General features: G+C 32.2%; 23 protein-coding genes. 5 read left to right on the top strand and 18 right to left on the bottom strand.

From position 1 onward, the window contains the following. Nucleotides 1–151: 151 nt before the first annotated feature. The 3 genes from DIS18_RS06090 to DIS18_RS06080 form a co-directional block, all read right to left on the bottom strand. Nucleotides 152–1,372, bottom strand: coding sequence for an ammonium transporter (locus DIS18_RS06090; protein WP_109352115.1), 1,221 nt, complete (start codon nucleotides 1,370–1,372; stop codon nucleotides 152–154). A gap of 22 nt (nucleotides 1,373–1,394) precedes the next feature. Then, entirely contained in the window at nucleotides 1,395–1,733 is a 339-nt protein-coding gene (locus DIS18_RS06085; RefSeq protein ID WP_109352114.1) for a P-II family nitrogen regulator, read from the bottom strand. Nucleotides 1,734–1,804: 71 nt separating this feature from the next. After that, the gene (locus DIS18_RS06080) at nucleotides 1,805–2,809 is read right to left on the bottom strand and encodes an outer membrane beta-barrel protein (protein ID WP_109352113.1); all 1,005 of its coding nucleotides are present in this window, start codon (nucleotides 2,807–2,809) and stop codon (nucleotides 1,805–1,807) included. 515 nt (nucleotides 2,810–3,324) lie between these two features. On the opposite strand from DIS18_RS06080, the gene gltB reads away from it, so the two are divergent. Beyond that, nucleotides 3,325–7,839: a glutamate synthase large subunit gene (gene gltB, locus DIS18_RS06075; RefSeq protein WP_245925591.1), complete on the top strand. Its 4,515-nt coding sequence runs from the start codon at nucleotides 3,325–3,327 to the stop codon at nucleotides 7,837–7,839. A gap of 4 nt (nucleotides 7,840–7,843) precedes the next feature. Continuing rightward, nucleotides 7,844–9,307, top strand: coding sequence for a glutamate synthase subunit beta (locus DIS18_RS06070; protein ID WP_109352112.1), 1,464 nt, complete (start codon nucleotides 7,844–7,846; stop codon nucleotides 9,305–9,307). 77 nt (nucleotides 9,308–9,384) lie between these two features. On the opposite strand, the gene fbp is transcribed toward DIS18_RS06070, so the two are convergent. Then, nucleotides 9,385–10,392, bottom strand: a complete 1,008-nt coding sequence (fbp, locus tag DIS18_RS06065) for a class 1 fructose-bisphosphatase (RefSeq protein ID WP_109352111.1) — start codon at nucleotides 10,390–10,392, stop codon at nucleotides 9,385–9,387. Between the two features lie 121 nt (nucleotides 10,393–10,513). On the opposite strand from fbp, the gene DIS18_RS06060 reads away from it, so the two are divergent. Genes DIS18_RS06060 through DIS18_RS06050 form a run of 3 tightly spaced genes read left to right on the top strand, consistent with a single transcriptional unit; the run spans nucleotide 10,514 to nucleotide 14,097 of the window. Then, on the top strand, nucleotides 10,514–10,993 hold the full coding sequence (locus DIS18_RS06060; RefSeq protein WP_109352110.1) for a GNAT family N-acetyltransferase: 480 nt from the start codon (nucleotides 10,514–10,516) through the stop codon (nucleotides 10,991–10,993). Nucleotide 10,994: 1 nt separating this feature from the next. Further along, entirely contained in the window at nucleotides 10,995–12,245 is a 1,251-nt protein-coding gene (locus DIS18_RS06055; protein WP_109352109.1) for an aspartate kinase, read from the top strand. Between the two features lie 22 nt (nucleotides 12,246–12,267). Next, nucleotides 12,268–14,097, top strand: coding sequence for a GNAT family N-acyltransferase (locus tag DIS18_RS06050; RefSeq protein WP_109352108.1), 1,830 nt, complete (start codon nucleotides 12,268–12,270; stop codon nucleotides 14,095–14,097). 184 nt (nucleotides 14,098–14,281) lie between these two features. On the opposite strand, the gene DIS18_RS06045 is transcribed toward DIS18_RS06050, so the two are convergent. The 14 genes from DIS18_RS06045 to rsmA all read right to left on the bottom strand — a co-directional run bounded on the left by DIS18_RS06045 (nucleotide 14,282) and on the right by rsmA (nucleotide 23,241). Then, nucleotides 14,282–14,905: an arsenate-mycothiol transferase ArsC gene (locus DIS18_RS06045; protein ID WP_181363991.1), complete on the bottom strand. Its 624-nt coding sequence runs from the start codon at nucleotides 14,903–14,905 to the stop codon at nucleotides 14,282–14,284. A 13-nt stretch (nucleotides 14,906–14,918) separates the two neighbouring features. Then, nucleotides 14,919–15,428: a DUF6428 family protein gene (locus tag DIS18_RS06040; protein WP_109352107.1), complete on the bottom strand. Its 510-nt coding sequence runs from the start codon at nucleotides 15,426–15,428 to the stop codon at nucleotides 14,919–14,921. A gap of 57 nt (nucleotides 15,429–15,485) precedes the next feature. Further along, entirely contained in the window at nucleotides 15,486–15,809 is a 324-nt protein-coding gene (locus tag DIS18_RS06035; protein WP_109352106.1) for an ArsR/SmtB family transcription factor, read from the bottom strand. Nucleotides 15,810–15,910: 101 nt separating this feature from the next. After that, complete coding sequence (locus DIS18_RS06030) at nucleotides 15,911–16,363, bottom strand: NINE protein (RefSeq protein WP_109352105.1); 453 nt, start codon at nucleotides 16,361–16,363, stop codon at nucleotides 15,911–15,913. Nucleotides 16,364–16,454: 91 nt separating this feature from the next. Continuing rightward, nucleotides 16,455–17,219 (bottom strand): sulfite exporter TauE/SafE family protein, encoded by a 765-nt coding sequence (locus DIS18_RS06025; protein WP_109352104.1) that lies wholly within the window; start codon nucleotides 17,217–17,219, stop codon nucleotides 16,455–16,457. 22 nt (nucleotides 17,220–17,241) lie between these two features. Further along, nucleotides 17,242–17,628 carry a VOC family protein gene (locus DIS18_RS06020; RefSeq protein WP_109352103.1) on the bottom strand — a complete coding sequence of 129 codons (387 nt, stop codon included), beginning with the start codon at nucleotides 17,626–17,628 and terminating at the stop codon, nucleotides 17,242–17,244. Nucleotides 17,629–17,643: 15 nt separating this feature from the next. Continuing rightward, nucleotides 17,644–18,015 (bottom strand): VOC family protein, encoded by a 372-nt coding sequence (locus DIS18_RS06015; RefSeq protein ID WP_109352102.1) that lies wholly within the window; start codon nucleotides 18,013–18,015, stop codon nucleotides 17,644–17,646. Nucleotides 18,016–18,030: 15 nt separating this feature from the next. After that, nucleotides 18,031–18,489, bottom strand: coding sequence for a DUF1801 domain-containing protein (locus DIS18_RS06010; RefSeq protein WP_109352101.1), 459 nt, complete (start codon nucleotides 18,487–18,489; stop codon nucleotides 18,031–18,033). Nucleotides 18,490–18,495: 6 nt separating this feature from the next. After that, nucleotides 18,496–19,002 (bottom strand): DUF4199 domain-containing protein, encoded by a 507-nt coding sequence (locus DIS18_RS06005; protein ID WP_109352100.1) that lies wholly within the window; start codon nucleotides 19,000–19,002, stop codon nucleotides 18,496–18,498. 105 nt (nucleotides 19,003–19,107) lie between these two features. Then, nucleotides 19,108–19,518, bottom strand: coding sequence for a response regulator transcription factor (locus DIS18_RS15100; RefSeq protein ID WP_109352099.1), 411 nt, complete (start codon nucleotides 19,516–19,518; stop codon nucleotides 19,108–19,110). 9 nt (nucleotides 19,519–19,527) lie between these two features. Continuing rightward, entirely contained in the window at nucleotides 19,528–20,463 is a 936-nt protein-coding gene (locus DIS18_RS05995) for a 2-hydroxyacid dehydrogenase (RefSeq protein WP_109352098.1), read from the bottom strand. Between the two features lie 44 nt (nucleotides 20,464–20,507). Further along, nucleotides 20,508–20,873: a cupin domain-containing protein gene (locus tag DIS18_RS05990; RefSeq protein ID WP_109352097.1), complete on the bottom strand. Its 366-nt coding sequence runs from the start codon at nucleotides 20,871–20,873 to the stop codon at nucleotides 20,508–20,510. 159 nt (nucleotides 20,874–21,032) lie between these two features. Continuing rightward, nucleotides 21,033–22,403 carry a magnesium transporter gene (gene mgtE, locus DIS18_RS05985; protein ID WP_181363990.1) on the bottom strand — a complete coding sequence of 457 codons (1,371 nt, stop codon included), beginning with the start codon at nucleotides 22,401–22,403 and terminating at the stop codon, nucleotides 21,033–21,035. Nucleotides 22,404–22,446: 43 nt separating this feature from the next. Beyond that, complete coding sequence (gene rsmA, locus DIS18_RS05980) at nucleotides 22,447–23,241, bottom strand: 16S rRNA (adenine(1518)-N(6)/adenine(1519)-N(6))-dimethyltransferase RsmA (protein WP_109352096.1); 795 nt, start codon at nucleotides 23,239–23,241, stop codon at nucleotides 22,447–22,449. Between the last annotated feature and the right edge of the window lie 28 nt (nucleotides 23,242–23,269).

Raw genomic sequence — 23,269 nt, 5'->3', positions numbered from 1 at the left:
ACTATTTATTTATGAGTTCCTTTGTATAAAAGTAAAAAATATTAGCAACATTATAAACTATTATATCTGTACAATTTAGATAAAACAAAAAAAGGGCGCCTTTATAAAAGACACCCTTTTCTTCAAACTAAACTAACTAAACTAAAATATATTAATGCTCATTCATTCGGAAATCTGAGTATGCACTCATTCCGTGTTCATGACCATCTAATCCTTCTAATTCTTCTCTTTCAGAAACTCTAATTCCAACAACTTTCTTAAGTGTGAATATGATGATGAAAGAAGTGACTAAACAGAACCCAGCATAACAAGCAACACCTGTTAATTGTGCCAAAAATGTATGATCTGGATTTGTTGAGAAAATACCAACTGCTAAAGTTCCCCAAATACCACATATTAAGTGTACTGCAATAGCTCCAACTGGGTCATCTAACTTAATAGCATCTATAAAAGCAACAGCAAATACAATAAGCGCTCCGGCAATAGCACCAATAATAATTGCGCTTTCTGGTGTCATAACATCTGCTCCAGCTGTAATACCAACTAATCCTCCTAAAATACCATTTAAGAACATTGTTAAATCTAAATTTTTGTATTTGATAAACGATACTAGTGCAGCAACTACACCACCTGCAGCCGCAGCTAAACATGTTGTAACTAAAGTTAATGATGTTAATTCTGGATCAGCAGAAAGTACAGAACCTCCGTTAAATCCGAACCATCCTAACCAAAGTACTAACACACCAGCAGTTGCTAAAGGTATATTGTGACCTGGGATTGCTTGAGGTTTTCCTTCTTTAAATTTTCCAATTCTAGAACCTAATAACCAAACAGCTACTAAGGCTGCCCATCCACCTACAGAGTGTACTAAAGTAGAACCAGCAAAATCATAAAATCCTAATTCATCTAAGAATCCACCACCCCATTTCCAAGAACCTGCAATTGGGTAAACAAACCCTACGTAGATTACTGTGAAAATCATAAATGGTCCTATTTTCATACGTTCAGCAACAGCACCTGAAACAATTGTTGCAGCTGTTGCAGCAAACATCCCTTGGAATAAGAAATCTGTCCACCATGTATATCCGCCATCTGCGTATTCTGGTGTCATTCCATTTTCTGGAGCTCCAATACCAGGAACAATTGAACCAATATATCCATTAAATTCTCCAGGATACATTAAGTTAAATCCTATTAAGTAATAAAGTAATAATCCTACTGTAATGATAAAGATATTTTTAAATAATATGTTTATCGTATTTTTTTGTCTTGTTAATCCTATTTCTAAAAATGCAAAACCTGTGTGCATAAAGAAAACTAGGGCTGTACAGACCATCATCCATACATTATTAGCTGTAAATAATCCTTCCATAATTATAAAAGTTTTTTGGTTTTTATTTTAAAGTGTCTCCACCTTTTTCTCCTGTTCGTATTCTGTAACACTCATTGATGTCTGAAACAAATATTTTACCATCTCCTACTTCTCCTGTGCTCGCAGCCTCAAGAAGTGTTTTAACAGTTATCTCTTCAAAGTCATCATTTACAACTATTGACAAATGTCTACGTTGTATATCACTTGTACTATATGATACACCTCTGTATACATGTCCTTCTTTTTCATTTCCTAAACCAGTAACATCCCAGTAAGAGAAAAAGTTTACGCCAACATTATGCAATGCATCTCTTACTGCACTATACTTGGACTTTCTTATTATTGCTTCAACTTTTTTCATATTATATATGTATTAATTGATTAGTATAAAACCATCTCCATAATATTATGAAGATGGTCTCAATTTTTTTGTTAGAAAGAGTAGATTGCAGCTAATGTAAATGCCGCTAAGCTTTTAGAAGGAGCACCATCGCTATCTGGGAAGTTAACTACCTCTTCAGAAGCGCTATCTAAACGTAATTCTGGTTTGATAATTAAGTTTTCTAAAGTATAGCTACCTGTTAGAGTAACACCTAAGATACTTTCATCAGCTGGTAAAGCTGCTAAAACTCCTCCATCTTCTAATTGTTGGAAATATTCAGCTCTTAAACCAATAGTAAATGCATCTGAAGTTGCTAACTGTGGGTATAATGCAGCACCGTAAAAACCAGCACCATCATTATCTTGATAAGCAGCGTTAATTCCTAAATAGAAATCATCAGATAAATCAAATCCACCTGTATAATCTACTTCAAATCCAATACCAGCTCCACCATCATAGTAGAAGTTTAAGAATTGACCTGCATACCCTAATTGAGCACCTAAAGCATAATCTCCTGTAGTATTATTATTTACATCTGTAACATTCATTATAGCTGTCATTAAGCTAAAATCATCAGATAAAGCAAAATCAGCTTTTAAACCTACGTGAGAAAATGGTCCGTAAGAGAACATGTAAGAAGTACTATAATTAAAGTTTCCAACTGGAGAAATTACCTCGTAACCTAAGTAAGTATTAAAACGACCTAAAGTTAAAGTTGTACCTTCAGACACATTCCAGTAAGCATATAATTGATTGATAAATACATCAGTACCACCGCCTACAGCTTGTAAACCTCTAGTACCAAAAGCTAAATCTGCTACAACTCCAGTTTTATCTCCTTCATAAGAAGCTATAATGTTAGCCATACCTAAAGCAAAACCTGTTTGATCTGCAAATGAAGACTCAGTTGCTGGTGATAAAGCATCAGATGCTGTTAAAACTGTTCTGTAGTAAGTATCAACACTACCTGAAAAATTTAATTTTTTTGTTGCTTCTTCTTGAGCAAATAACGCTGTTGCTACAAAAAGCATTGAAAGTGTAATAATTTTTTTCATCATTGTTTTCATTTTTAAGTTGTTTAAATTCTTAGACCTAGATTTTGATTAGTTTTTATTTTAAGTTAAATAGTTCTAGATCTAATTTCCCTTAAGAACGGGGCTAAACTATATTAAAAAAATCTAACCCCCATAAAAAATAGGGGTATTTGAATTACTTTTATCAATATTCGATTTTTTACCCTATTTTTTTGAGGGTATTCATTTAAAAAATGTATTTTTTGATATTTTAACAATATTGTAAATTGAATTATTGCTAGTTTTCTTTAAATTTTAATGCAATTTTTTTCATTAAAAAGGTGATTTCTTGGAAGAAATTCACATATCCTTATTAATTGATAAAAAATTAGAGTTTGAATATTTATTAAAAAAGCCGTCTAATATTGATATATAATTATTTTTATAACCCGATGACTTCTAAAATCGAAATAATGAAATACACCCTATTGTAATTCAAAAACTAGCACGTATCTTAGCTTTTCAACTCAAGTTTTTAAACTAATTTATTGTTGATTATGATTAAGAAACAAGGACTTTATTTACCAGAATTTGAACATGAAAATTGTGGCGCTGGTTTTATTTGTAATCTTAAAGGAGAGAAAACAAATCAAATCATACATGATGCCTTAGAGATTCTAGTAAAATTAGAACACCGTGGTGGTGTTAGTGCTGATGGAAAAACTGGTGATGGTGCTGGTCTTTTAATTGACATCCCTCATGATTATTTTAAACGTGTTTGCGATTTTAGTATTCCAGAACAAAGAGAGTATGCTGTAGGGATGGTTTTTTTACCTAAAGTTGACAACCAATATAACTTTTGTAAAACTACTTTTGAAAAGGAAGTTGAGGAACAAGGTTTATCCGTTTTAGGATGGAGGCAAGTGCCTGTTGATTCTTCTCAATTAGGACAAATCGCATTAGCATCTGAACCTAATATAGAGCAATTATTTATTGGTAAAACAGAACCTATTGATGAAGCTACTTTTAAAGCTAAATTATATGCAGCTAGAAAAATAACAGAGCATACTATTAGAACATCAAAAATCTCTGAAAGTGACTATTTCTATGTTCCAAGTTTATCTACTACAACACTAATATATAAAGGTATTATTATGCCTGAAGATATTGGGCCATATTACACAGATTTACAGCAAATAGATTTAGTTACACGTTTAGCTTTAGTACACCAACGTTTCTCAACCAACACAATGCCTACTTGGGAGTTAGCACAACCATTTCGCTTTATGTGTCAGAATGGGGAAATAAATACGCTTCGTGGTAATGTAAGTAGAATGCGTGTTCGAGAAGAAATCATGAGAAGTGATGTTTTCGGACCACAAATAGACAAACTTTTTCCAATTATTTTACCAGGAAAATCTGATTCAGCTTCTATGGATATGGTGGTTGAATTATTAACACATACTGATCGTTCTTTACCAGAAATCATGATGATGATGATTCCTGAAGCTTGGGAAAAACATGCTACCATGTCTGATGAGCGTAAAGCATTTTATGAGTACAACGCCAGTATCATGGAACCATGGGATGGTCCAGCTTCTGTACCTTTTACAGATGGTGACTATATTGGTGCTTTACTAGACAGAAATGGTTTAAGGCCTTCACGATATACGGTAACTAAGAGCGGAAAACTTATTATGTCATCAGAAATTGGTGTTGTAGATGTTGCTCCAGAAGACGTAAAAGAACACGGTAGATTAGAGCCAGGGAAAATGTTCTTGGTTGATATGAACAAAGGTCGAATCATTCAAGATGAAGAAATAAAAAGTAAAATTGTTTCTGAAAGACCATACCAAGAATGGCTTGATAAAACTAGATTACACCTAAAAGATATTCCTTATAACAACGAAACTTGCCCAATTGAAACTATTGATATCAAGACGCGTCAACGTTTATTCAACTACACGTTTGAAGATATTCAAGAAGTAATTACACCAATGGCAATTGTTGGAAAAGAAGCTTTAGGTTCTATGGGTATAGATACGCCATTAGCGGTTTTATCTGATAGACCTCAATTGATTTCAAACTATTTTAAACAACTTTTTGCTCAAGTAACAAACCCACCTTTAGATGGTATTCGTGAGGAAATTGTAACAGATATTAGTTTAAATCTTGGTAAAGACAGAAACATATTCAGTATTACAGAAAGACAGTGTAGAAAATTAAAAATACAAAATCCTGTTATCTCTAATGCCGATTTAGAAAAAATCAGAAGTATCTCAGTTGAAAGCTTTAAAGCTGAAACCATTCAAATGCTTTATCCAAAGGCTCAAGGAATGAATGGTTTAGAAGATGCTCTAGATAATATTATCATTCAAATTGAAAAAGCTTTAGAAAGAAAAACAAATATTATCATTCTTTCAGATAGAGGTGTAAATAAAGAATTTGCTCCTATTCCTGCTTTATTAGCGTGTTCTTATGTAAACCATGAAATGAATCGTTTACGTAAGCGCTCTTTTTTCGATATAATAATTGAATCAGCAGAACCTCGTGAACCGCATCACTTTGCTACTTTATTCGGATATGGCGCTAGTGCTATAAATCCTTATATGGTAAATGAAATTATCAGAATGCAAGTGAAAGAAGGTTTCATTACTGGTATGGATGAGCAAAAAGCAGTTGACAACTTCAATAAAGCTATTGGAAAAGGTATTTTAAAAGTGATGAATAAAATTGGAATCTCCACGCTGCACTCGTACAGAGGTTCTCAAATTTTCGAAATTGTTGGTTTTAATTCTCAATTTGTAGAAAAATATTTCCCATACACCGCTTCAAGAATAGAAGGTATTGGTTTATATGAAATTGAAAAAGAAATTGACCAACGTTATAAACAAGCTTATCCAGATAATAGTATAGATAAAAAACTAGGTTTAAATATTGGTGGAGATTACAGATGGAGACGTAATGGAGAACGCCACTTATTTAATCCAACTACAGTTTCAAAATTGCAACAAGCGGTTCGATTAAGTGATCAAGCCAGTTATGATGTTTATGCTAAAGCGATAAATGAGCAATCCGCAAATTTAATGACCATTCGTGGTTTATTTGAGTTTGACAACTTAGACCCTATTCCTTTAGAAGAAGTAGAACCTTGGACAGAGATTGTTAAGAAATTTAAAACTGGAGCCATGTCTTACGGGTCAATATCTCGTGAGGCACATGAAAACCTAGCGATTGCCATGAATAGAATTGGGGGAAAATCTAATTCTGGTGAAGGAGGAGAAGATAGAAAGCGTTTTCAAAAAGATATAAACGGCGATAGTCGTAATTCAGCAATAAAACAAGTTGCCTCTGGTCGTTTTGGAGTCACATCACATTATTTAACTAATGCGAGAGAAATCCAAATAAAAATGGCTCAAGGTGCTAAACCTGGAGAAGGCGGACAATTACCTGGTGAAAAAGTATTACCATGGATTGCTTCGGCACGTAACTCAACGCCTTTTGTCGGGTTGATTTCACCACCTCCGCATCACGATATATATTCTATTGAAGATTTAGCACAATTAATTTACGATTTAAAGAATGCAAATCGTGAAGCTAGAATTAATGTAAAATTAGTATCAGAAGTAGGTGTAGGAACTATTGCTGCCGGTGTAGCAAAAGCGAAAGCCGATGTGGTATTAATTGCAGGATATGATGGTGGAACTGGAGCATCTCCGTTAACATCATTAAAACATGCAGGTTTGCCTTGGGAACTTGGTTTATCGGAAGCACAACAAACACTAGTTTTAAACAATTTAAGAAGTAGAATTGTTGTAGAATGTGATGGCCAGTTAAAAACAGGTAGAGATGTTGCTATTGCTGCTTTATTAGGCGCTGAGGAATTTGGTTTTGCAACTGCTCCTTTAGTAGCTTCAGGTTGTATTATGATGCGTAAGTGTCACTTAAATACATGTCCTGTTGGTATTGCAACTCAAGATAAAGAGTTACGTAAAAACTTTAAAGGTACGCCAGAACACGTTATTAATTTCTTCTATTATATCGCTGAAGAATTAAGAGGTATTATGGCGCAGTTAGGGTTTAGAACTCTAGCTGAAATGGTAGGTCAAACACATAAAATAAATGCTAATAAAGCGATTAAGCATTACAAAGCAAAAGGCTTAGATTTATCAAGTATTTTACACAGACCAGCTGCCTATAGAGAGTTGACTGTTAGAAATACAGAGCAACAAGATCATAATTTAAAGAACGTTTTAGACTTTACTATATTAAAAGATTCTCATAGAGCTTTATATAGAAAAGAAAAAATGACTTTAGAATATCCAATAAACAATATAGACCGTACAGTAGGGGCTATAGTTAGTAATGAAATTTCTAAAATTTATGGTCATTTAGGTTTACCTGAGGATACTTTAAATATCAATTTCACAGGTTCAGCTGGTCAAAGTTTTGGAGCTTTTGGAGCACACGGATTAACATTCACTTTAGAAGGAAACACAAACGATTATTTAGGAAAAGGATTATCTGGAGCTAAATTGATTGTTAAAAAACCAGTTAAAGCAGACTTTATTGCCGAAAACAACATTATAATTGGTAATGTATGTTTATTTGGAGCCGTTGCAGGTGAAGCCTATATAAATGGTATAGCAGGAGAACGTTTTGCAGTAAGAAACTCCGGAGCAACAACAGTTGTTGAAGGTGTTGGAGATCATTGTTGTGAATATATGACTGGAGGAAAAGTAGTTGTTCTTGGTAAAACAGGAAGAAACTTTGCTGCAGGTATGAGTGGTGGTATTGCTTATGTTTATGATTCTGAAAAGAAATTTGTAAACGGATTATGCAATACAGAAACTATAGAATTTGAAGACATCACCAGTGAAGATGCAAATGATTTAAAACAAACTATTGAAAAGCATGTGCTTTATACTAACAGTAGTCTAGGTTCAAAATTATTAGCAGATTGGGATGCTAGTTTAGGAAACTTTGTAAAAGTGATGCCTATTGAATATAAACGTGCATTAAAACGTTTAGAGACTGAAGAACAAATGGTAGAAGAATTAACAACAGCATAGTGTTATGGGAAAAGTAACAGGATTTAAAGAATTTGAAAGACAAGATGAGGCCTACAAGCCTGTAAAGGATCGTGTTAAAAATTATAAAGAATTTACTGTATCACTTAGTGAGCCAGAATTAGAAAAACAAGGATCACGTTGTATGGATTGTGGTATTCCTTTTTGCCATAGTGGTTGCCCATTAGGAAACTTAATTCCTGATTTTAATCACATGGTTCATCAAGGAGAGTGGCAAAAAGCTTCTTGGATATTACATTCAACAAATAATTTTCCTGAGTTTACAGGTCGTTTATGTCCAGCACCATGTGAAAAATCATGTGTGTTAGGTATCATAGAAGATCCTGTATCTATTGAAAATATAGAGAAAAACATCGTAGAACGTGCATTTAAAGAAGGTTGGATTAAGCCTCAACCACCAAAAACAAGAACAGGAAAAACTATTGCTGTTGTTGGTTCTGGACCTGCTGGTTTAGCTGCTGCGCAACAATTAAACAGAGCTGGACATACAGTAACTGTTTTTGAACGTGATGATGAAGTTGGAGGATTATTACGTTACGGTATTCCAAATTTCAAAATGGAAAAAGAAATTATAGACCGCCGTATTGCTATTCTTGAAGCTGAAGGCATCATTTTTAAAACTAACGTAAATGTTGGTATTAATTATGATGTTGAAGATTTAAAAGCATTTGATTCCGTTGTACTTTGTGGTGGCGCTACAGAAAGACGTAGTTTACCAACTCCAGGCATTGATGCTGATGGCGTTGTGCAAGCTATGGATTTCTTAACACAACAAACCAAAGTATTATTTGGTAAGAAGGTTGAAAACCAAGTGATGGCTACTGATAAAAACGTAATTGTTATTGGTGGTGGAGATACAGGTTCAGATTGTATTGGAACATCAAACCGTCATGGTGCAAAATCGGTAGTTAATTTTGAAATTATGCCTAAGCCACCAGGACATCGTTCACCAACTACACCTTGGCCTTTTTGGCCATTACAGCTAAAAACATCGTCGTCTCATCAAGAGGGTGTTGAACGTAATTGGTTAATCAATACAAAAGAGTTTGTAAAAGATAAGAACGGAAAATTAACGGCTTTAAAAACGGTTAATGTAGAGTGGAAAATGGTTCCTGGTGAACGTCCTCAATTAATTGAAATTGAAGGTACAGAAAAAACATGGCCTTGTGATTTAGCTTTATTAGCACTTGGTTTTACAGGACCAGAAAGCACGCTTGCTGATAAATTAGGTATTAAAACCGATGCCCGTTCAAACTACAAAGCAGAATACGGAAAGTATCAAACAAACATTCCAAACATATTCACTGCTGGTGATATGCGTCGTGGACAATCTTTAATTGTTTGGGCTATTTCAGAAGGAAGAGAAGCTGCAAGACAAGTAGATTTATATTTAATGGGTAAATCTAATTTACCTTCTAAAGATATTACTGGCGACTTGGTTGCTATGTAATGTTTATAAATATTAGTCTATATAAAAAATGCGAACTCAAGAAGTTCGCATTTTTTATATTAAGATAATGAGTTTTATTATTTAGCATTACGCATAAACTCCTCAGCCTTTTCTACCATGTTTTTACTTCCACAAATAAATGGAACACGCTGATGAAGTTCAGTTGGTTCTACATCCATAGTTCTTGTAAAGCCATCACTAGATTTACCATTAGCTTGTTCTGCTAAAAAAGCCATAGGATTACATTCATATAACAAACGTAATTTCCCGTTAGGGTTTTTTGAGCTTTGTGGGTATAAGTAAATACCGCCTTTAATCATATTTCTATGAAAATCAGATACTAAAGACCCTATATATCTAGAAGTATATGGTCTATTATCCTCTTCTTGTTGACAATATTTTATATAATTTTTTACCCCTTGCGGAAAATGAATATAATTCCCCTCATTTACTGAATAAATGTTTCCATCTTCAGGGAATTGCATTTTTGGATGAGACAGATAGAACGACCCAATTGCTGGATTTAACGTAAATCCATTTACACCATCACCAGTTGTGTAAACTAGCATAGTAGATGTACCATAAACAACATATCCAGCAGCTACTTGTTCACTTCCTTTTTGTAAGAAGTCTTCAATTTTTACTGGAGTACCCAGAGGAGTAACACGTCTATATATTGAAAAAATGGTTCCCACAGAAACATTTACATCTATATTTGATGAACCATCTAAAGGGTCAATTAAAACAACATATTTATTTTGATGGTTTTCATCTTGACTATTTATTGAAATAAAATCATCTTCTTCCTCACTCGCTAAACCACAAATTATATTACGTCTGGTAAGTGTTTGTATAAACTTATCATTGGCATATACATCTAGCTTTTGCTGGTCTTCACCTTGGATATTAGTGTCTCCAGCTGCTCCAATAATATCAACTAATCCAGCTTTATTAACTTCATGATTTACCACTTTTGCAGCTAACCGAATTGAGTTTATTAGACTAGACAATTCTCCAGAAGAATATTGAAATGAAGATTGATTTTCAATAATAAATTCTCCTAAAGTTTGCTTTTTATGAGCCATATATAACAATATTTTAATTTTTACAAATATCAATAAATTTTATCAAACTACAACGCTTTCGTTAAGTATAAAGCTTAATAAATTAACAACTTTAAACTATATTTGGACGAATTACAAAATTATGGATTACACAATAAGAAATGCCGTAAAAAATGATATGCCTCAGGTATTACATTTAATTAAAGAACTTGCTAGTTTTGAAAAAGAACCTGATGCTGTTGAAGTTACAGCTGAAAGTTTAAAAGAAGATGGATTTGGAAAGCACCCAGCATTTCATTGTTTTGTTGCTGAAGTAAATTCTAAAATTGAGGGCATTGCTTTAATATATAACCGCTATTCATCTTGGAAAGGAAAAATTTTACATCTAGAAGATTTGATTGTAAGTCAATCTATGAGAGGCTCTGGTTTAGGCACTGCGCTTTTAGATAAAGTGGTTAAACATGCCTATGATTTAGGTGTAAAACGTGTTAACTGGGAGGTAATAGATTGGAATGAACCAGCTATTGCATTTTACGAGAAAAAAGGCGCTAAAGTACTACGTGATTGGGATGTAGTTTGGTTAGATGAAATTGGCATAAAAAATTATGTAGCAAAATTATAAGATGCAAGTATTTAAATTTGGTGGAGCATCAGTAAAAGATGTAAAAGGAGTCAAAAATTTAGCTTCAGTTTTAAAAAAAATCGGGTATAATAACACTTTGGTTGTTGTTTCTGCTATGGGAAAAACCACCAATGCTCTTGAGCTTGTTATTAAAAACTATCTTGAAAACAAAAAAGAGTTTCAAAGTTCACTTCAAGAGGTAAAAAAGTACCACAATCAAATTTTACTTGATTTATTTGAGAATGAAAACCATCAAGCATTTAAAAAAATTAATAGCTTATTTGATGAGTTAGAAAGCTTTTTTAAAACTAATAAATCTCCAGATTATAATTTTGTGTATGATCAAGTTATTGGTTTTGGAGAACTTGTATCAACAACAATAATCAGTGAGTATTTAAACACTATTGGATTAAAAAATAATTGGATTGACGTTAGAAATCAAATTAAAACAGATAATTATTACAGACGCGCTAATGTTAATTGGGATGAAACACAACAAATTATTTCATCAACATTTGATAAATCAATTTTGAATATCACTCAAGGATTTTTGGGGAGCGATGAAAATAATTTCACCACCACGCTTGGTAGAGAAGGTAGTGATTACACCGCAGCTATTTATGCCTACTGTTTAAATGCTAACAGTGTTACTATATGGAAAGATGTTCCTGGAGTTTTAAATGCAGACCCTAGGTATTTTGAAAACGCCCAACTATTAAATAAAATATCATATCGAGAAGCTATAGAGTTGGCTTTTTATGGTGCTTCAGTAATTCACCCTAAAACATTACAACCTCTCCAAGGCAAAGAAATTCCATTGTATGTAAAGTCATTCTTAAACCCTGAAGCTAAAGGCACTCAAATAGGCAAAAACACTACTTTAGAGCCTATGATTCCTTGTTTTATTGTGAAAAAGAATCAAGTATTAATATCTTTGTCTTCTCTAGATTTCTCTTACATTGTTGAAGAAAACATAAGCGAAATTTTCAATCTGCTTCATAAATACAAAATGAAGGTAGATGTTATTCAAAATTCAGCAATTAGCTTTTCAGTTTGTGTAGATAATATTTACAATAATCTCGACAAGTTACTACTCCATTTAAAAGCTAAATTTAAAGTAACATGCAACCAAAATGTATCGCTTTATACTATTCGTCATTACAACGCCTCTGCAATAAATCAAATTGAAACAGATAAAACAGTTTTGCTGAAACAATTAACACAAGAGACCGTTCAGATAGTAACTAAATAGTTTATTTAGTACATTTACACTCATGAGCAAACCAGAAGATATAGGATTAGTAAATGCAAAAGAGGTTGCAAAAGCTATTCAATTAGATAAATACGGCTTTATTGGCACTTTTATTGGTTGGATTCTGATGAAAGTTCTTAAAATATCTACGCTCAATAGAATATATAAACGTAATAAACACCTTAACGAGTTACCCTTCTTGAATGGCATTTTAGATGATTTTCAAATAAAGTTTGAAATCCCTGAAGAAGATTTAAAACGCTTGCCAAAAGATGGCGCTTATATAACTATTTCAAATCATCCTCTTGGTGGAATAGATGGTATTTTACTTTTAAAATTAATGCTAGAACAACGCAAAGATTTTAAAATTATAGCTAATTTTCTATTACATAGAATTGAGCCTTTAAAACCTTACATTATGCCTGTTAACCCTTTTGAAGATAGAAAGGATGTAAAATCTAGTGTTGCAGGATTTAAAAATGCCATTCTTCATTTAAGAGACGGACATCCTTTAGGTATTTTTCCTGCTGGTGAGGTTTCTACTTATAGAGATGGAAAATTAGTAGTTGATAAACCTTGGGAAGAAGCTGCAATGAAATTGGTTAAAAAAGCAGAAGTTCCAGTTGTACCTATATATTTCCATGCAAAAAACAGTAAGTTGTTTTACAAGCTTTCTAAAATTAGTGACACCTTTAGAACCGCTAAATTACCTTCTGAATTACTTACTCAGAAAAGGCGAACTATTCGAGTAAGAATCGGGAAAGCTATATCTGTTAATGATCAAAAAGAATATGGTTCACTTCAGGAATTTACTGATTTCTTAAGACGAAAAACATATATGCTTTCCAATGCATTTGAAGATAAACCTAAAATATTAGACAACTTATCCTCTAGCTTAAAAACCCCAAAAGCACCTAAAAACATTGTAACGCCAGTTGACAATGGATTAATGATTAAAGAAGTTGAATCGCTCAGGAAAGATGATTCTAGACTTTTAGAAAGTAAGAATTACGAAGTTTTTTTAGCTCAGGCTAGTAAAATTCCTAACATTCTGCGTGAGATTGGTCGATTACGAGAAATTACCTTTAGAGAAATTGGAGAAGGCACAAACGAAGCTATAGATTTAGATGTTTTCGATAATTATTATCATCATATGTTTTTATGGGATAATCAAAAAAATGTTCTCGCAGGTGCTTATAGAATGGGTCTAGGTTCAAAGATTTTTGAACGCTATGGTATTGATGGTTTTTATCTTCAAGATTTATTTAGGTTTGAGCCTGAGTTGTACAAAATGATGAGTCAGTCTATTGAAATGGGTCGGGCTTTCATTATTAAAGAGTATCAACAAAAACCAATGCCATTATTTTTACTTTGGAAAGGTATAGTACATACAACATTACGTTTTCCAGAACACAAATATTTAATTGGTGGCGTAAGTATAAGTAATCAGTTTTCTAACTTCTCAAAATCGCTTATGGTTGAGTTTATGAAATCTCATTATTACGACCCATATATCGCGCAATATGTGCATCCTAAAAAAGAATTTAAAGTAAAATTAAAGGATGCCGATAAAGATTTTGTTTTTGATGAAGCCGAAGCTGATTTAAATAAATTCGATAAGTTTATTGATGAAATCGAACCAGGAGCATTACGCTTACCTGTGCTTCTTAAAAAATACATTAAACAAAATGCACGCTTAGTTGCTTTTAACGTAGACCCTCTATTTAATAATTCTGTAGATGGGTTAATGTATATTAAAATTGCAGACTTGCCAGAAAGTACTGTGCGCCCTGTTATGGAAGAATTTCAAGCAGAGTTAGAGCGCAAAGTTTTTAGCAATAACAACAATTAAATTACGCAAATACATTACTAAAATCTTAATTAGGGCGTTACCACAAGGGTCGGGCTTTCACTACTCGCTCCCTCCTGCGTCGGGGAGATCAAACATACCGTTCAATCCCTAACGCAAAAAAAAGACCCTTCAAATTTTATAAACCTGAAGAGTCTCTAGAAATACTTTTTATAAAATCTACTATTTAAACCAAACTAGAAAACACATATTTCATCTCAGTAGCTATTTCTAAACTTCTATTAAAATACGTTTCGGTTTGTTGTGGTGTTCCGTCAGATTTTTTAGGGTCTTCATAAGTTACTGCAATGCGTTTATCACATCCAAAAACCATTGGGCAACCTTTATCAGCAGAAGAGCAAGTCATAATAGCAGCAAACTCAGATGCTGGATTAAAATCATCACTAAACTGTTTTGAAAATGCTATAATAGCTGGTTCGTTTTCAGAAAATTTAATGCTATAAACAGGATTACTTTCATTAGATAATTTGGCTATTTTAAACCCTTGATTAACTAATGTTTCTCCCACTTTTGAAAACATTGCAGTTGCTTCAGTACCTCCTGAGTAACATGATACATCTTTAATATTATAATAAGATGCCATAGTTTGCGCCCATATTTGAGATAAATGGCTTCTTCTTGAATTATGTGTACAAATAAAATTTAATCGAATAGATTCATTAGATTTAATTTTCAATTTTAAATAATCTATTAATGGTTCTAGAACTGCTTTTCTATCTTCTGAAACGGTATTAATTTCTAATGAACTTATCGTTTTAGAAACCGCATCAAATAACTTTATTTTATTCATATTTATATATTAATTAACAACAACCTGAACTTGGCGAACAACAAGATTCTACTTTTTCAACCACTTTTTCGGCTAATTCAACAACCTGTTCTGGCACACCACAAAGTTCTTTTGCTTTACAATCCGTTTTTTGAATGGCTAATTTAATAATTAAGTTATTTTCTTTTATTTCAAAATCATTAACAAACAATTGTGCTGTATGAAAGTTTGCATTACTATATTCAAATTTCACCTCAGAATCTAAATCATAAGGTTTCATTTCTCCTACTTTTTTAAGAATAGCTGCAGCTTTAAAAACAGACATATATTCTGTTTTACCAAGCTCAAGTGGGCTTTCCCATAATTGAATAATAGTTTCATTCCATGCATCAGTTTGCGATCCACAGTCAACTGAGTCAACTTTAGTGTGCTTAACTTCAGTAATATGGTAATTAGCACCAACCAATAGATTTGGAGCATATTCAAACAATAAAGATTTATCTTTATTTACTTCTAATACTTTAAAAAATTCTTGAGTTTTCATAATACTATATATTTTTAACTTTTGCGTTTGAGTGAATTGCCAAATGCCGATTATCGGCTAGCAACAATTAGATTTTGTTTTATTAAAAAAAGTGTTTAATTTCTTTTGAATATCTGTCCAACGTTCAACATTTATACAATAACACATGCTTTTACCTTCAACCTCCCCATTTAATAGACCAATACTTTTCAATTCTTTTAAATGCTGAGATATGGTAGCTTGTGCTAAACCTATTTCTTCTACCAAATCATTACAAATACATGCATTTTGATTACTTATGTATTGCAGAATCGCAACACGAGCTGGATGCCCTAACACTTTAAAAAATTGTGCTAAGTCATTTTGCTTATCTGTAAATATTTGAGTTTTTGTTATTCCCATGATTTAAATTATATATTGCAATATTACGATATTAATTTAAATTAAAAAAGTCAAAACAATTATTTTGACTTTTTTAATTATTTATATCTTCTTAAAGGCTATTAAAACCAAGGTTTTTGACCAACTTGGTAAGTATTATAAAATTCCTCATCGGATTTTGTTAAATAGATAATTCCCTCTATTAAACCAACAATACTCATTAAACCAACTCCGATACCACAAGTAAATCCTCCAATTATTAATGTGATAACAAGCATAATAATTCCTTCCTTGTTATAACCCAAAATAAATTTATGAATTCCTAATGCTCCTAGTAAAATAGCTAAAACACCAGCAAGAACTTTTTTGTTCTCTCCTGTAGCCTTTTCATATACCTCTTTTGCCTCATCAGCAAAATCAGATGCAGCTTCTTTTGCTTCACTAGCAAATTCTTTAGCTTTTTCTTTCGCTTCTCCTGCTAATTCTTCAGCTTTATCAGCAGCTTTTTTAGCTCCTTCTTTTGCGTCACCTAACATATCGTTAAGATCATCTCCTAAATTTTTTTCATCAGACATTTTAATATTTGTTTTTCTGGTTAGACTATAAAGTTAATAAAAATAACTCTTTATTAACTATATGTATATTAACTAAGTATAATGTTACAGATTATTTAAACAACATAATAACACCACCGATAGCGGTAACAATTAAAATAAAGCGCCTGTAATTTACATTAGATATTAACTTTACAATATAAGCACCTAAGAAAAAACCAACTACAACCGCAGGAATAAGCACTGAATTTAAAACTAATGTTTGCGTTGTAATGGTTTTCCAGATGAAAATATGAAAAGGTAGTTTAAACACATTAATAATAAAAAATAACCACGCTGCAGTACCTATAAATTCATTCTTAGGAAAACGCATAGCTAGGAAATAAACATTTGATATAGGACCAGCAAGATTTCCTATCATAGTTGTAAAACCTGCTAAAAACCCTGTAATAATAGCGAAAAATTTGTTAGTTGGTACTTTATTAGAGGCTCTACTTTCTGTATAAAACATGATAAGAACCGAAACAATTATTATTACAGCCATTAATCTCTTAAAGACTATTTCTGAAATATCGTTACCTATCCAAACACCAACCAAAACACCAAAAATCATCCATGGTATTAGTTTTTTAATGATGCTCCACTGCACATGTTTTATATAATATATAATTGCAAAAATATCAGCAAAAACTAACAAAGGAAGTAAAATACCCGTAGATGCTTTTTCGCCAAAAACAAATGCAAGAATTATAACTATAATAATTCCTATTCCTTTAATGCCAGACTTAGATAAACCCAATAAAAAAACTGCAAATCCAATGGCAACCCATTGTAATGCAGTTAGATTATATGATTGTAGAATTTCTAAGTAAGTCAATAGTTATTAATAAGGAATAAATTTATAAAAAAGCAGAATCAATTGGCTCCCAAAGTTCAATTTTATTACCATCGTTATCTAAAATCCAACCAAATTTTCCATATTCATGTTCTTCAACCTCTCCAACAATAGTTACACCTTCCTCTTTTAAAACTTTAAGTAATTCATGTAAATTTTCAACACGATAATTAAACATGAAATCTTTTTTTGAAGGTTCATAATACTTGGTGTCTTCTGGAAATGGACTCCATTGTGTGGAGCATTTTTTTCCTTCATCGTCTTTCCACCAAAAGGTACAACCATAATCATCGGTATTAAAACCTAAATGTTTTTTATACCAATCTTTTGAAGCCTTTGGGTCTTTTGTTTTAAAAAACAAACCACCTATTCCTGTTACTCTATTTTTCATATTTCTTTTTATAATTTACACATGTTGATCAATAAGAATAGTATTCCCATCTGGATCAAAAAGCACTAAGCTTGCTGGACCGGAAGTATTATTACCTGCCTCTTTCTCAAGCTTTATATTATTGTCTTTTAAGTGTTTTTGAATGGCTCTAACATCATCAAATGGTTCCACCTTATTTGCACTTTCATCCCAACCAGGATTAAACGTTATAATATTATTATCAAACATACCTTGAAAAAGCCCTATTAATGAATTCCCGTTTTTCATAATCAGATAATTCATATTCATATCACCAGCAAAAACTGTAAAACCTAAGGTTTCGTAAAATGTCTTTGATGCATTTAGATCTTTAACTGTTAAACTAATTGAAAATGCTCCTAATTTCATTGTGCTATTTTATATTTATTTGTTTTTTACTGCAGATTCATAGATTTCTATCCATTCTTCAGCACTAACTTTAGCTGTTAATTCTCCTATTAAATCAAAAGGAATATCATCCATCCTTTTAAAACGGATACAGCTTTTTCCCATATCCAATTTATATTTACAACGCTTACCATACTCTGAAACAAACCAATCCATCAACTCTTTTTTTGCATAGATTACCATACTATAAACCGCAACAAAGTTTTTTTGAGATGCTAAATTCATAAATGGTAATGGCAATTTTGTATTGCAATGGTAACCATCTGGATAAACTGAATGCGGAATAACATATCCAAGCATTCCATAATTCATGGTTTCTTCTATTCCCTTAGGAAGGTTATCCAAGATTTGTTTTCTTAATTTAGAAATTGGTTCTTTTCTGTCTTCTGGTAATTCATCCAGATATTGTTTTGGTGTTGTTGCTTTTGATTGCATGTTGTTTTATTTACGTTGAAGAATTAATCCTGAAATTAAAGATATGATAAATCCAAGAATCATAACTGATACAAACATCATCAAAGCCATAAAACTAGGACTTCCATAATCTTCCATTTGTTGAGTTAACTCAGCCGTTTTAAGTTTTACTTCTTCAGCAGATAACGTTTCTTCCATTTTTTTTACTGAATACTCTAAATATTCACTTGCAAAGTCTGGATTTATTTGAGAAGTATAAATGTAATCGAAAACTGCAACTCCAACAGCAGAAAATAACGCTATTAGCATTCCAATTTTGATTGATTTTCCTAAAGATACTTTTCCAGAATTTACTTTATCTCGGTAGTGTTTGATTCCGAAATAAACAAACAACAAAGAGAGTATCATAGATGTATAACCTATAAGTTCTCCATAGTCGAAATCTACACCCATTCCTAAAAAGAAGGGCAACCCAAATAATACAAAGCCACTTATTAATGCATAAAGGCCAAACTTAATTACAGTGTTTTTCATTTTAAATTATGTATTGATTAGTAACTCAAAAGTAAGGTGACAGGAAGAATTGAAGCTCATACTAAAGTACTAAATTGATACTACTTTAGTTGTAAAACTTCTGAATTATATAATATTGAGGTCTTTTGAAATTTGAATTGCCTGTGTGCGTCGTTTAGCATTTAGCTTTAAAAGTAAGTTGGAAACATGAGTTTTAATTGTACTTTCTGAAACAAATAGTTTCTCTGCTATTTCTTGATTAGATAACCCTAGGGCTACTTCTTTTAAAACTTCATACTCTCGTTTACTAAGTCCTAATTCTTCAACTTTTTGAAGGTTTATTTGATCGTTATAGGTTTCTGGTTGTTTTTGAGTTTTCTTATTAATAAATATACCTATACCTAAAAAAGCAATAGCAATTATTGCCATAATGTATTCAATATTTAAGTCACCACTAATAACAGTATACTTGCTAAATTGAAATAGAAGTAACAATGCCAAAATAAGCAGAGAAAAAACAAGAACGGTTTTCTTCATGCTTTAAAATTAAGAAAATTTAGCTTTAATTTTATCTATTATAGTTTGGGCTAACTTTTCTTTGCTTTCAATAGTCCAACCAGCTACGTGTGGTGAAAGTAATACATTTTTTGAGTCTATTAAATATTGGAAAGCTTCTGGTATTTTGGAAGAAAATAAGCTTTCAAAAGACTTCTTTTCATATTCTAAAACATCTAATCCAGCTCCAAGTATTTTACCCGATTTTATTGCTGAAACCAAATCTTTAGTTACTACACTTTTTCCTCTTGCGGTATTTAAAAACCAAAATGGTTTTTTAAATTGATTAATGAATCTGTCATTTATCATATTTAAGGTTAATGGTGTTTGTGGGGTGTGTAAACTTACCACATCTACTTTTTTTTGAAATTCTGAAAGCGATACTTGTTTTGCATTTACATCCCCAACATTATCTTTTATATCGTAGCAAAGTACTTCAACATCAAAACCTTGTAGTTTTTTTGCAAAGGCTTTACCCATGTTTCCGTAGCCAATTAAACCTACTATTTTTCCATCAAGTTCAATACCTCTATTATCTTCTCTTAGCCATTTGCCTTCTCTAACTTCAGCATCAGCTTTATTAAGTTTATTAAAAAGGGATAGCAACATTCCTAATGTATGCTCTCCAACTGCATTTCTATTGCCTTCAGGTGCAGAAATTAAATACACGCCCTTTTTTTTAGCATAATCGCAGTCTATATTTTCTAAACCTGCGCCAACGCGCCCTATAAATTTTAGATTTTTTGCTGCATCTAGAAATTGTTTATCTATAGTAAAACGACTTCTTAATACAATACCATCATACTGATGAATTTTAGCTTCCACTTGTTCTTTTGAAGACGCATAATCTTCGTGGTTTGTAAAGCCCAAATCTTTAAGTTGATTTATTAGTAATTCGTGGTTGGTATCTAAGTGTAATATTTTCATATGTGAATGATAAAGATCTCGACTGCGCTCGACCTGACATTTGATTATATTTTTGGGTAATGCGTCTGGGTTTTTTCGTGTTCAACTTTTCCTGTATGCGCAGTACTTAATTTTTCAAAAAGTAATACATGAACTTCTTCTTCATTTTTTGTGCATGGTTTGTGTTCTACACCTTTAGGAACCACAATAATTTCACCCTCGGTTACAACTTCTGTTCTATCTCTAAATTGCATGTATAATGTACCCTTAATAACTTGAAATAGCTCGTCTTCATCTTCATGACTGTGCCATACAAATTCGCCTTTTAACTTTGCTAAAATAACTTGCATACCATCTACAACAGCAATTTGATGTGGATGCCAATTTTTACTAAACTTGGTAAACTTTTCTTTAATATTAATTGTGTTCATGCTATAAAATTACGAAGTTTTACGTTAGGGATTGCAGAGGAAATCCTTTTTGTAAGGCACGAGGAAAAAGATTGTAACGATACATTTATGTTCATGAATTCCAAAATTTACAATAGAATGCATGAATAAAAGCCCGACCCTTGTGGTAACACCCAAATATTAAATACCTAAAATCATTTTTGCTATCCAAAAATAGAGTAGAATTCCTAAAATATCATTACTTGTTGTGATAAAAGGACCAGTTGCTATAGCTGGGTCTATACCACGTTTATTTAAAAATAATGGCACAAAAGTACCAATGAGTCCTGCAACAATTATGACTGCAACAAGTGATACTGAAATGGCAAAAGCAGTGTTCATTTCGCCTTTACTTACCCAAACAAAAAAGAAAAGAAATATAGCTAATATGAGCCCGTTTAGTGCTGCTAAAAGCATTTCTTTTATTAATCGACTATTGATGCTTCCTTTTACATCATCGTTAGCTAAACCTTGTACAATGATAGCGCTAGATTGAACACCAACATTACCAGCCATAGCCGCAATTAATGGTGTAAAAAAGAATAAAACGGCGTATGTTTTGAATGTATCTTGAAAACCTTCCATGATTAAAAATGCTCCTATACCACCAACTAAACCTAAAAACAACCAAGGTAAACGAGCTCTAGTAAGTTCTAAAATACTATCATCTGAATCTACGTCTCCTGTAATACCAGCTGCCATTTGGTAATCTTTTTCAGCCTCTTCTTTTAAAACATCAACAATATCATCAATGGTAATTCTACCTAAAAGTGTTTTGTTTTCATCAACTACTGGAATAGCTTCTAAATCATATTTTGCCATGACTTTAGCAACTTCTTCCACGTCTTCTTCTACGTTCACATAATCTACGTTAACCTTAACAAGGTCTGCTATTTTTTGTTCACTTTTTGCAACAATAAGATCTTTTAAAGAGAGTCTGCCGATAAGCTTTTCTTCTTTATTTACAACGTAAATGGAATGGACGCGAGTTACTTCTTTAGCTTGACCACGTATTCTACGCATACAGCCAGCAACCGTCCAAGTTTCATAAACTTTAACAAGCTCTTTTGCCATAAGACTACCTGCAGTATCTTCCTCATATGTTAAAAGCTCGGTAATTTCAGCCTTGTGTTCTTCATCTTCAATTTGAGAAATTACAGCTTGTTGTCGTGCTTCAGGAAGTTCTGCAATAATATCTGCTGCATCATCTGAATCTAGTTCTTCAACTTCTTCGGCAATTTCTTTGGCAGAAAGATTTTTTAAGACTTTTTCTCGATTGTCTTCATCTAACTCCGTTAAAATATCTGATGTGGTTTCAGAATCAAGAAGTTTAATAACATACACTGCTTGATCTAGATTTAATTCATCTAAAATTTCAGCAATATCAGCGTAATGAAACTCGTCTAATAAAGTTTTAAGTTCTTTATCGTTTTCTTGTTCGATAAATAACTCGACTTGCTTGATGAGTTCATCCGTGAGTTGAAATTGTATGTTTTCTGTTTCTTCTGACATGAAATTTCTTGTCGTTACATGCTGTCGAAATGACAAAAAGATTTTATTCGTCTTTTTCTATTAATTGCGTAAGCTCTATAAAAGCTTGAACACTTAATTGTTCTGGACGTTTGCCAAATATACTATTTGCTTTTAAATTATCAGATAAATTGAATGTTTTTAAACTATTACGAAGTGTTTTTCTGCGCTGTTGGAAAGCGGCTTTTACCACTTTAAAAAAGAATTTTTCATCACATGGCAACGTATAATCTGCTTTTCTAGTCAATCTTAAAACTCCAGAATCTACTTTTGGTGGCGGATTAAAAACATTTGGTGGCACTGTAAATAAATATTCAGCATTAAAAAAGGCTTGGGTTAATACAGACATAATCCCGTAGACTTTGCTGCCTTCTTTTGAGCAAATACGTTGTGCCACTTCTTTTTGAAACATTCCAGAAAATTCTGGAATTTGATCTCGCATTTCTAGAGTTTTAAAAACGATTTGAGTTGAAATATTATATGGAAAATTACCAATGATTGCGAAAGGTTCTAGATTAAAAACCTCGTTTAAATCATATTTTAAAAAATCTTTTTCTATAATTCTTGGTGCAAGATTTAAGTAATTTGATTGAAGATATTCAACTGATTCAGTGTCTATTTCAATAACATATGTTGTAATATCTTTTTTGAGTAGATACTTTGTAAGTACACCCATACCAGGACCAATCTCTAAAACATTTTTGTAATCTTTTAAAAGAAGAGTATCTGCTATTTTTTCTGCTACAGATTCATCATTTAAAAAATGCTGTCCTAAATGTTTTTTTGCTTTTACTTGATGTTGATTGGGTTTATATGCCACAAGTTTAAGGGTGTTTATGATACTACGA

The organism is Algibacter marinivivus (assembly GCF_003143755.1).
GTDB lineage: Bacteria > Bacteroidota > Bacteroidia > Flavobacteriales > Flavobacteriaceae > Algibacter_B > Algibacter_B marinivivus.
Note: the sequence above shows the minus strand (reverse complement) of the source record. Positions and strands in the feature narration are given on the sequence as shown.

Bases quoted from the DNA above. Each gene is read 5' to 3' on its own strand.
- DIS18_RS06090 (WP_109352115.1), bottom strand. From the start codon at position 1,372: ATGGAAGGATTATTTACAGCTAATAATGTATGGATGATGGTCTGTACA.
- DIS18_RS06085 (WP_109352114.1), bottom strand. From the start codon at position 1,733: ATGAAAAAAGTTGAAGCAATAATAAGAAAGTCCAAGTATAGTGCAGTA.
- DIS18_RS06080 (WP_109352113.1), bottom strand. From the start codon at position 2,809: ATGAAAAAAATTATTACACTTTCAATGCTTTTTGTAGCAACAGCGTTA.
- gltB (WP_245925591.1), top strand. From the start codon at position 3,325: ATGATTAAGAAACAAGGACTTTATTTACCAGAATTTGAACATGAAAAT.
- DIS18_RS06070 (WP_109352112.1), top strand. From the start codon at position 7,844: ATGGGAAAAGTAACAGGATTTAAAGAATTTGAAAGACAAGATGAGGCC.
- fbp (WP_109352111.1), bottom strand. From the start codon at position 10,392: ATGGCTCATAAAAAGCAAACTTTAGGAGAATTTATTATTGAAAATCAA.
- DIS18_RS06060 (WP_109352110.1), top strand. From the start codon at position 10,514: ATGGATTACACAATAAGAAATGCCGTAAAAAATGATATGCCTCAGGTA.
- DIS18_RS06055 (WP_109352109.1), top strand. From the start codon at position 10,995: ATGCAAGTATTTAAATTTGGTGGAGCATCAGTAAAAGATGTAAAAGGA.
- DIS18_RS06050 (WP_109352108.1), top strand. From the start codon at position 12,268: ATGAGCAAACCAGAAGATATAGGATTAGTAAATGCAAAAGAGGTTGCA.
- DIS18_RS06045 (WP_181363991.1), bottom strand. From the start codon at position 14,905: ATGAATAAAATAAAGTTATTTGATGCGGTTTCTAAAACGATAAGTTCA.
- DIS18_RS06040 (WP_109352107.1), bottom strand. From the start codon at position 15,428: ATGAAAACTCAAGAATTTTTTAAAGTATTAGAAGTAAATAAAGATAAA.
- DIS18_RS06035 (WP_109352106.1), bottom strand. From the start codon at position 15,809: ATGGGAATAACAAAAACTCAAATATTTACAGATAAGCAAAATGACTTA.
- DIS18_RS06030 (WP_109352105.1), bottom strand. From the start codon at position 16,363: ATGTCTGATGAAAAAAATTTAGGAGATGATCTTAACGATATGTTAGGT.
- DIS18_RS06020 (WP_109352103.1), bottom strand. From the start codon at position 17,628: ATGAAAAATAGAGTAACAGGAATAGGTGGTTTGTTTTTTAAAACAAAA.
- DIS18_RS06015 (WP_109352102.1), bottom strand. From the start codon at position 18,015: ATGAAATTAGGAGCATTTTCAATTAGTTTAACAGTTAAAGATCTAAAT.
- DIS18_RS06010 (WP_109352101.1), bottom strand. From the start codon at position 18,489: ATGCAATCAAAAGCAACAACACCAAAACAATATCTGGATGAATTACCA.
- DIS18_RS06005 (WP_109352100.1), bottom strand. From the start codon at position 19,002: ATGAAAAACACTGTAATTAAGTTTGGCCTTTATGCATTAATAAGTGGC.
- DIS18_RS15100 (WP_109352099.1), bottom strand. From the start codon at position 19,518: ATGAAGAAAACCGTTCTTGTTTTTTCTCTGCTTATTTTGGCATTGTTA.
- DIS18_RS05995 (WP_109352098.1), bottom strand. From the start codon at position 20,463: ATGAAAATATTACACTTAGATACCAACCACGAATTACTAATAAATCAA.
- DIS18_RS05990 (WP_109352097.1), bottom strand. From the start codon at position 20,873: ATGAACACAATTAATATTAAAGAAAAGTTTACCAAGTTTAGTAAAAAT.
- mgtE (WP_181363990.1), bottom strand. From the start codon at position 22,403: ATGTCAGAAGAAACAGAAAACATACAATTTCAACTCACGGATGAACTC.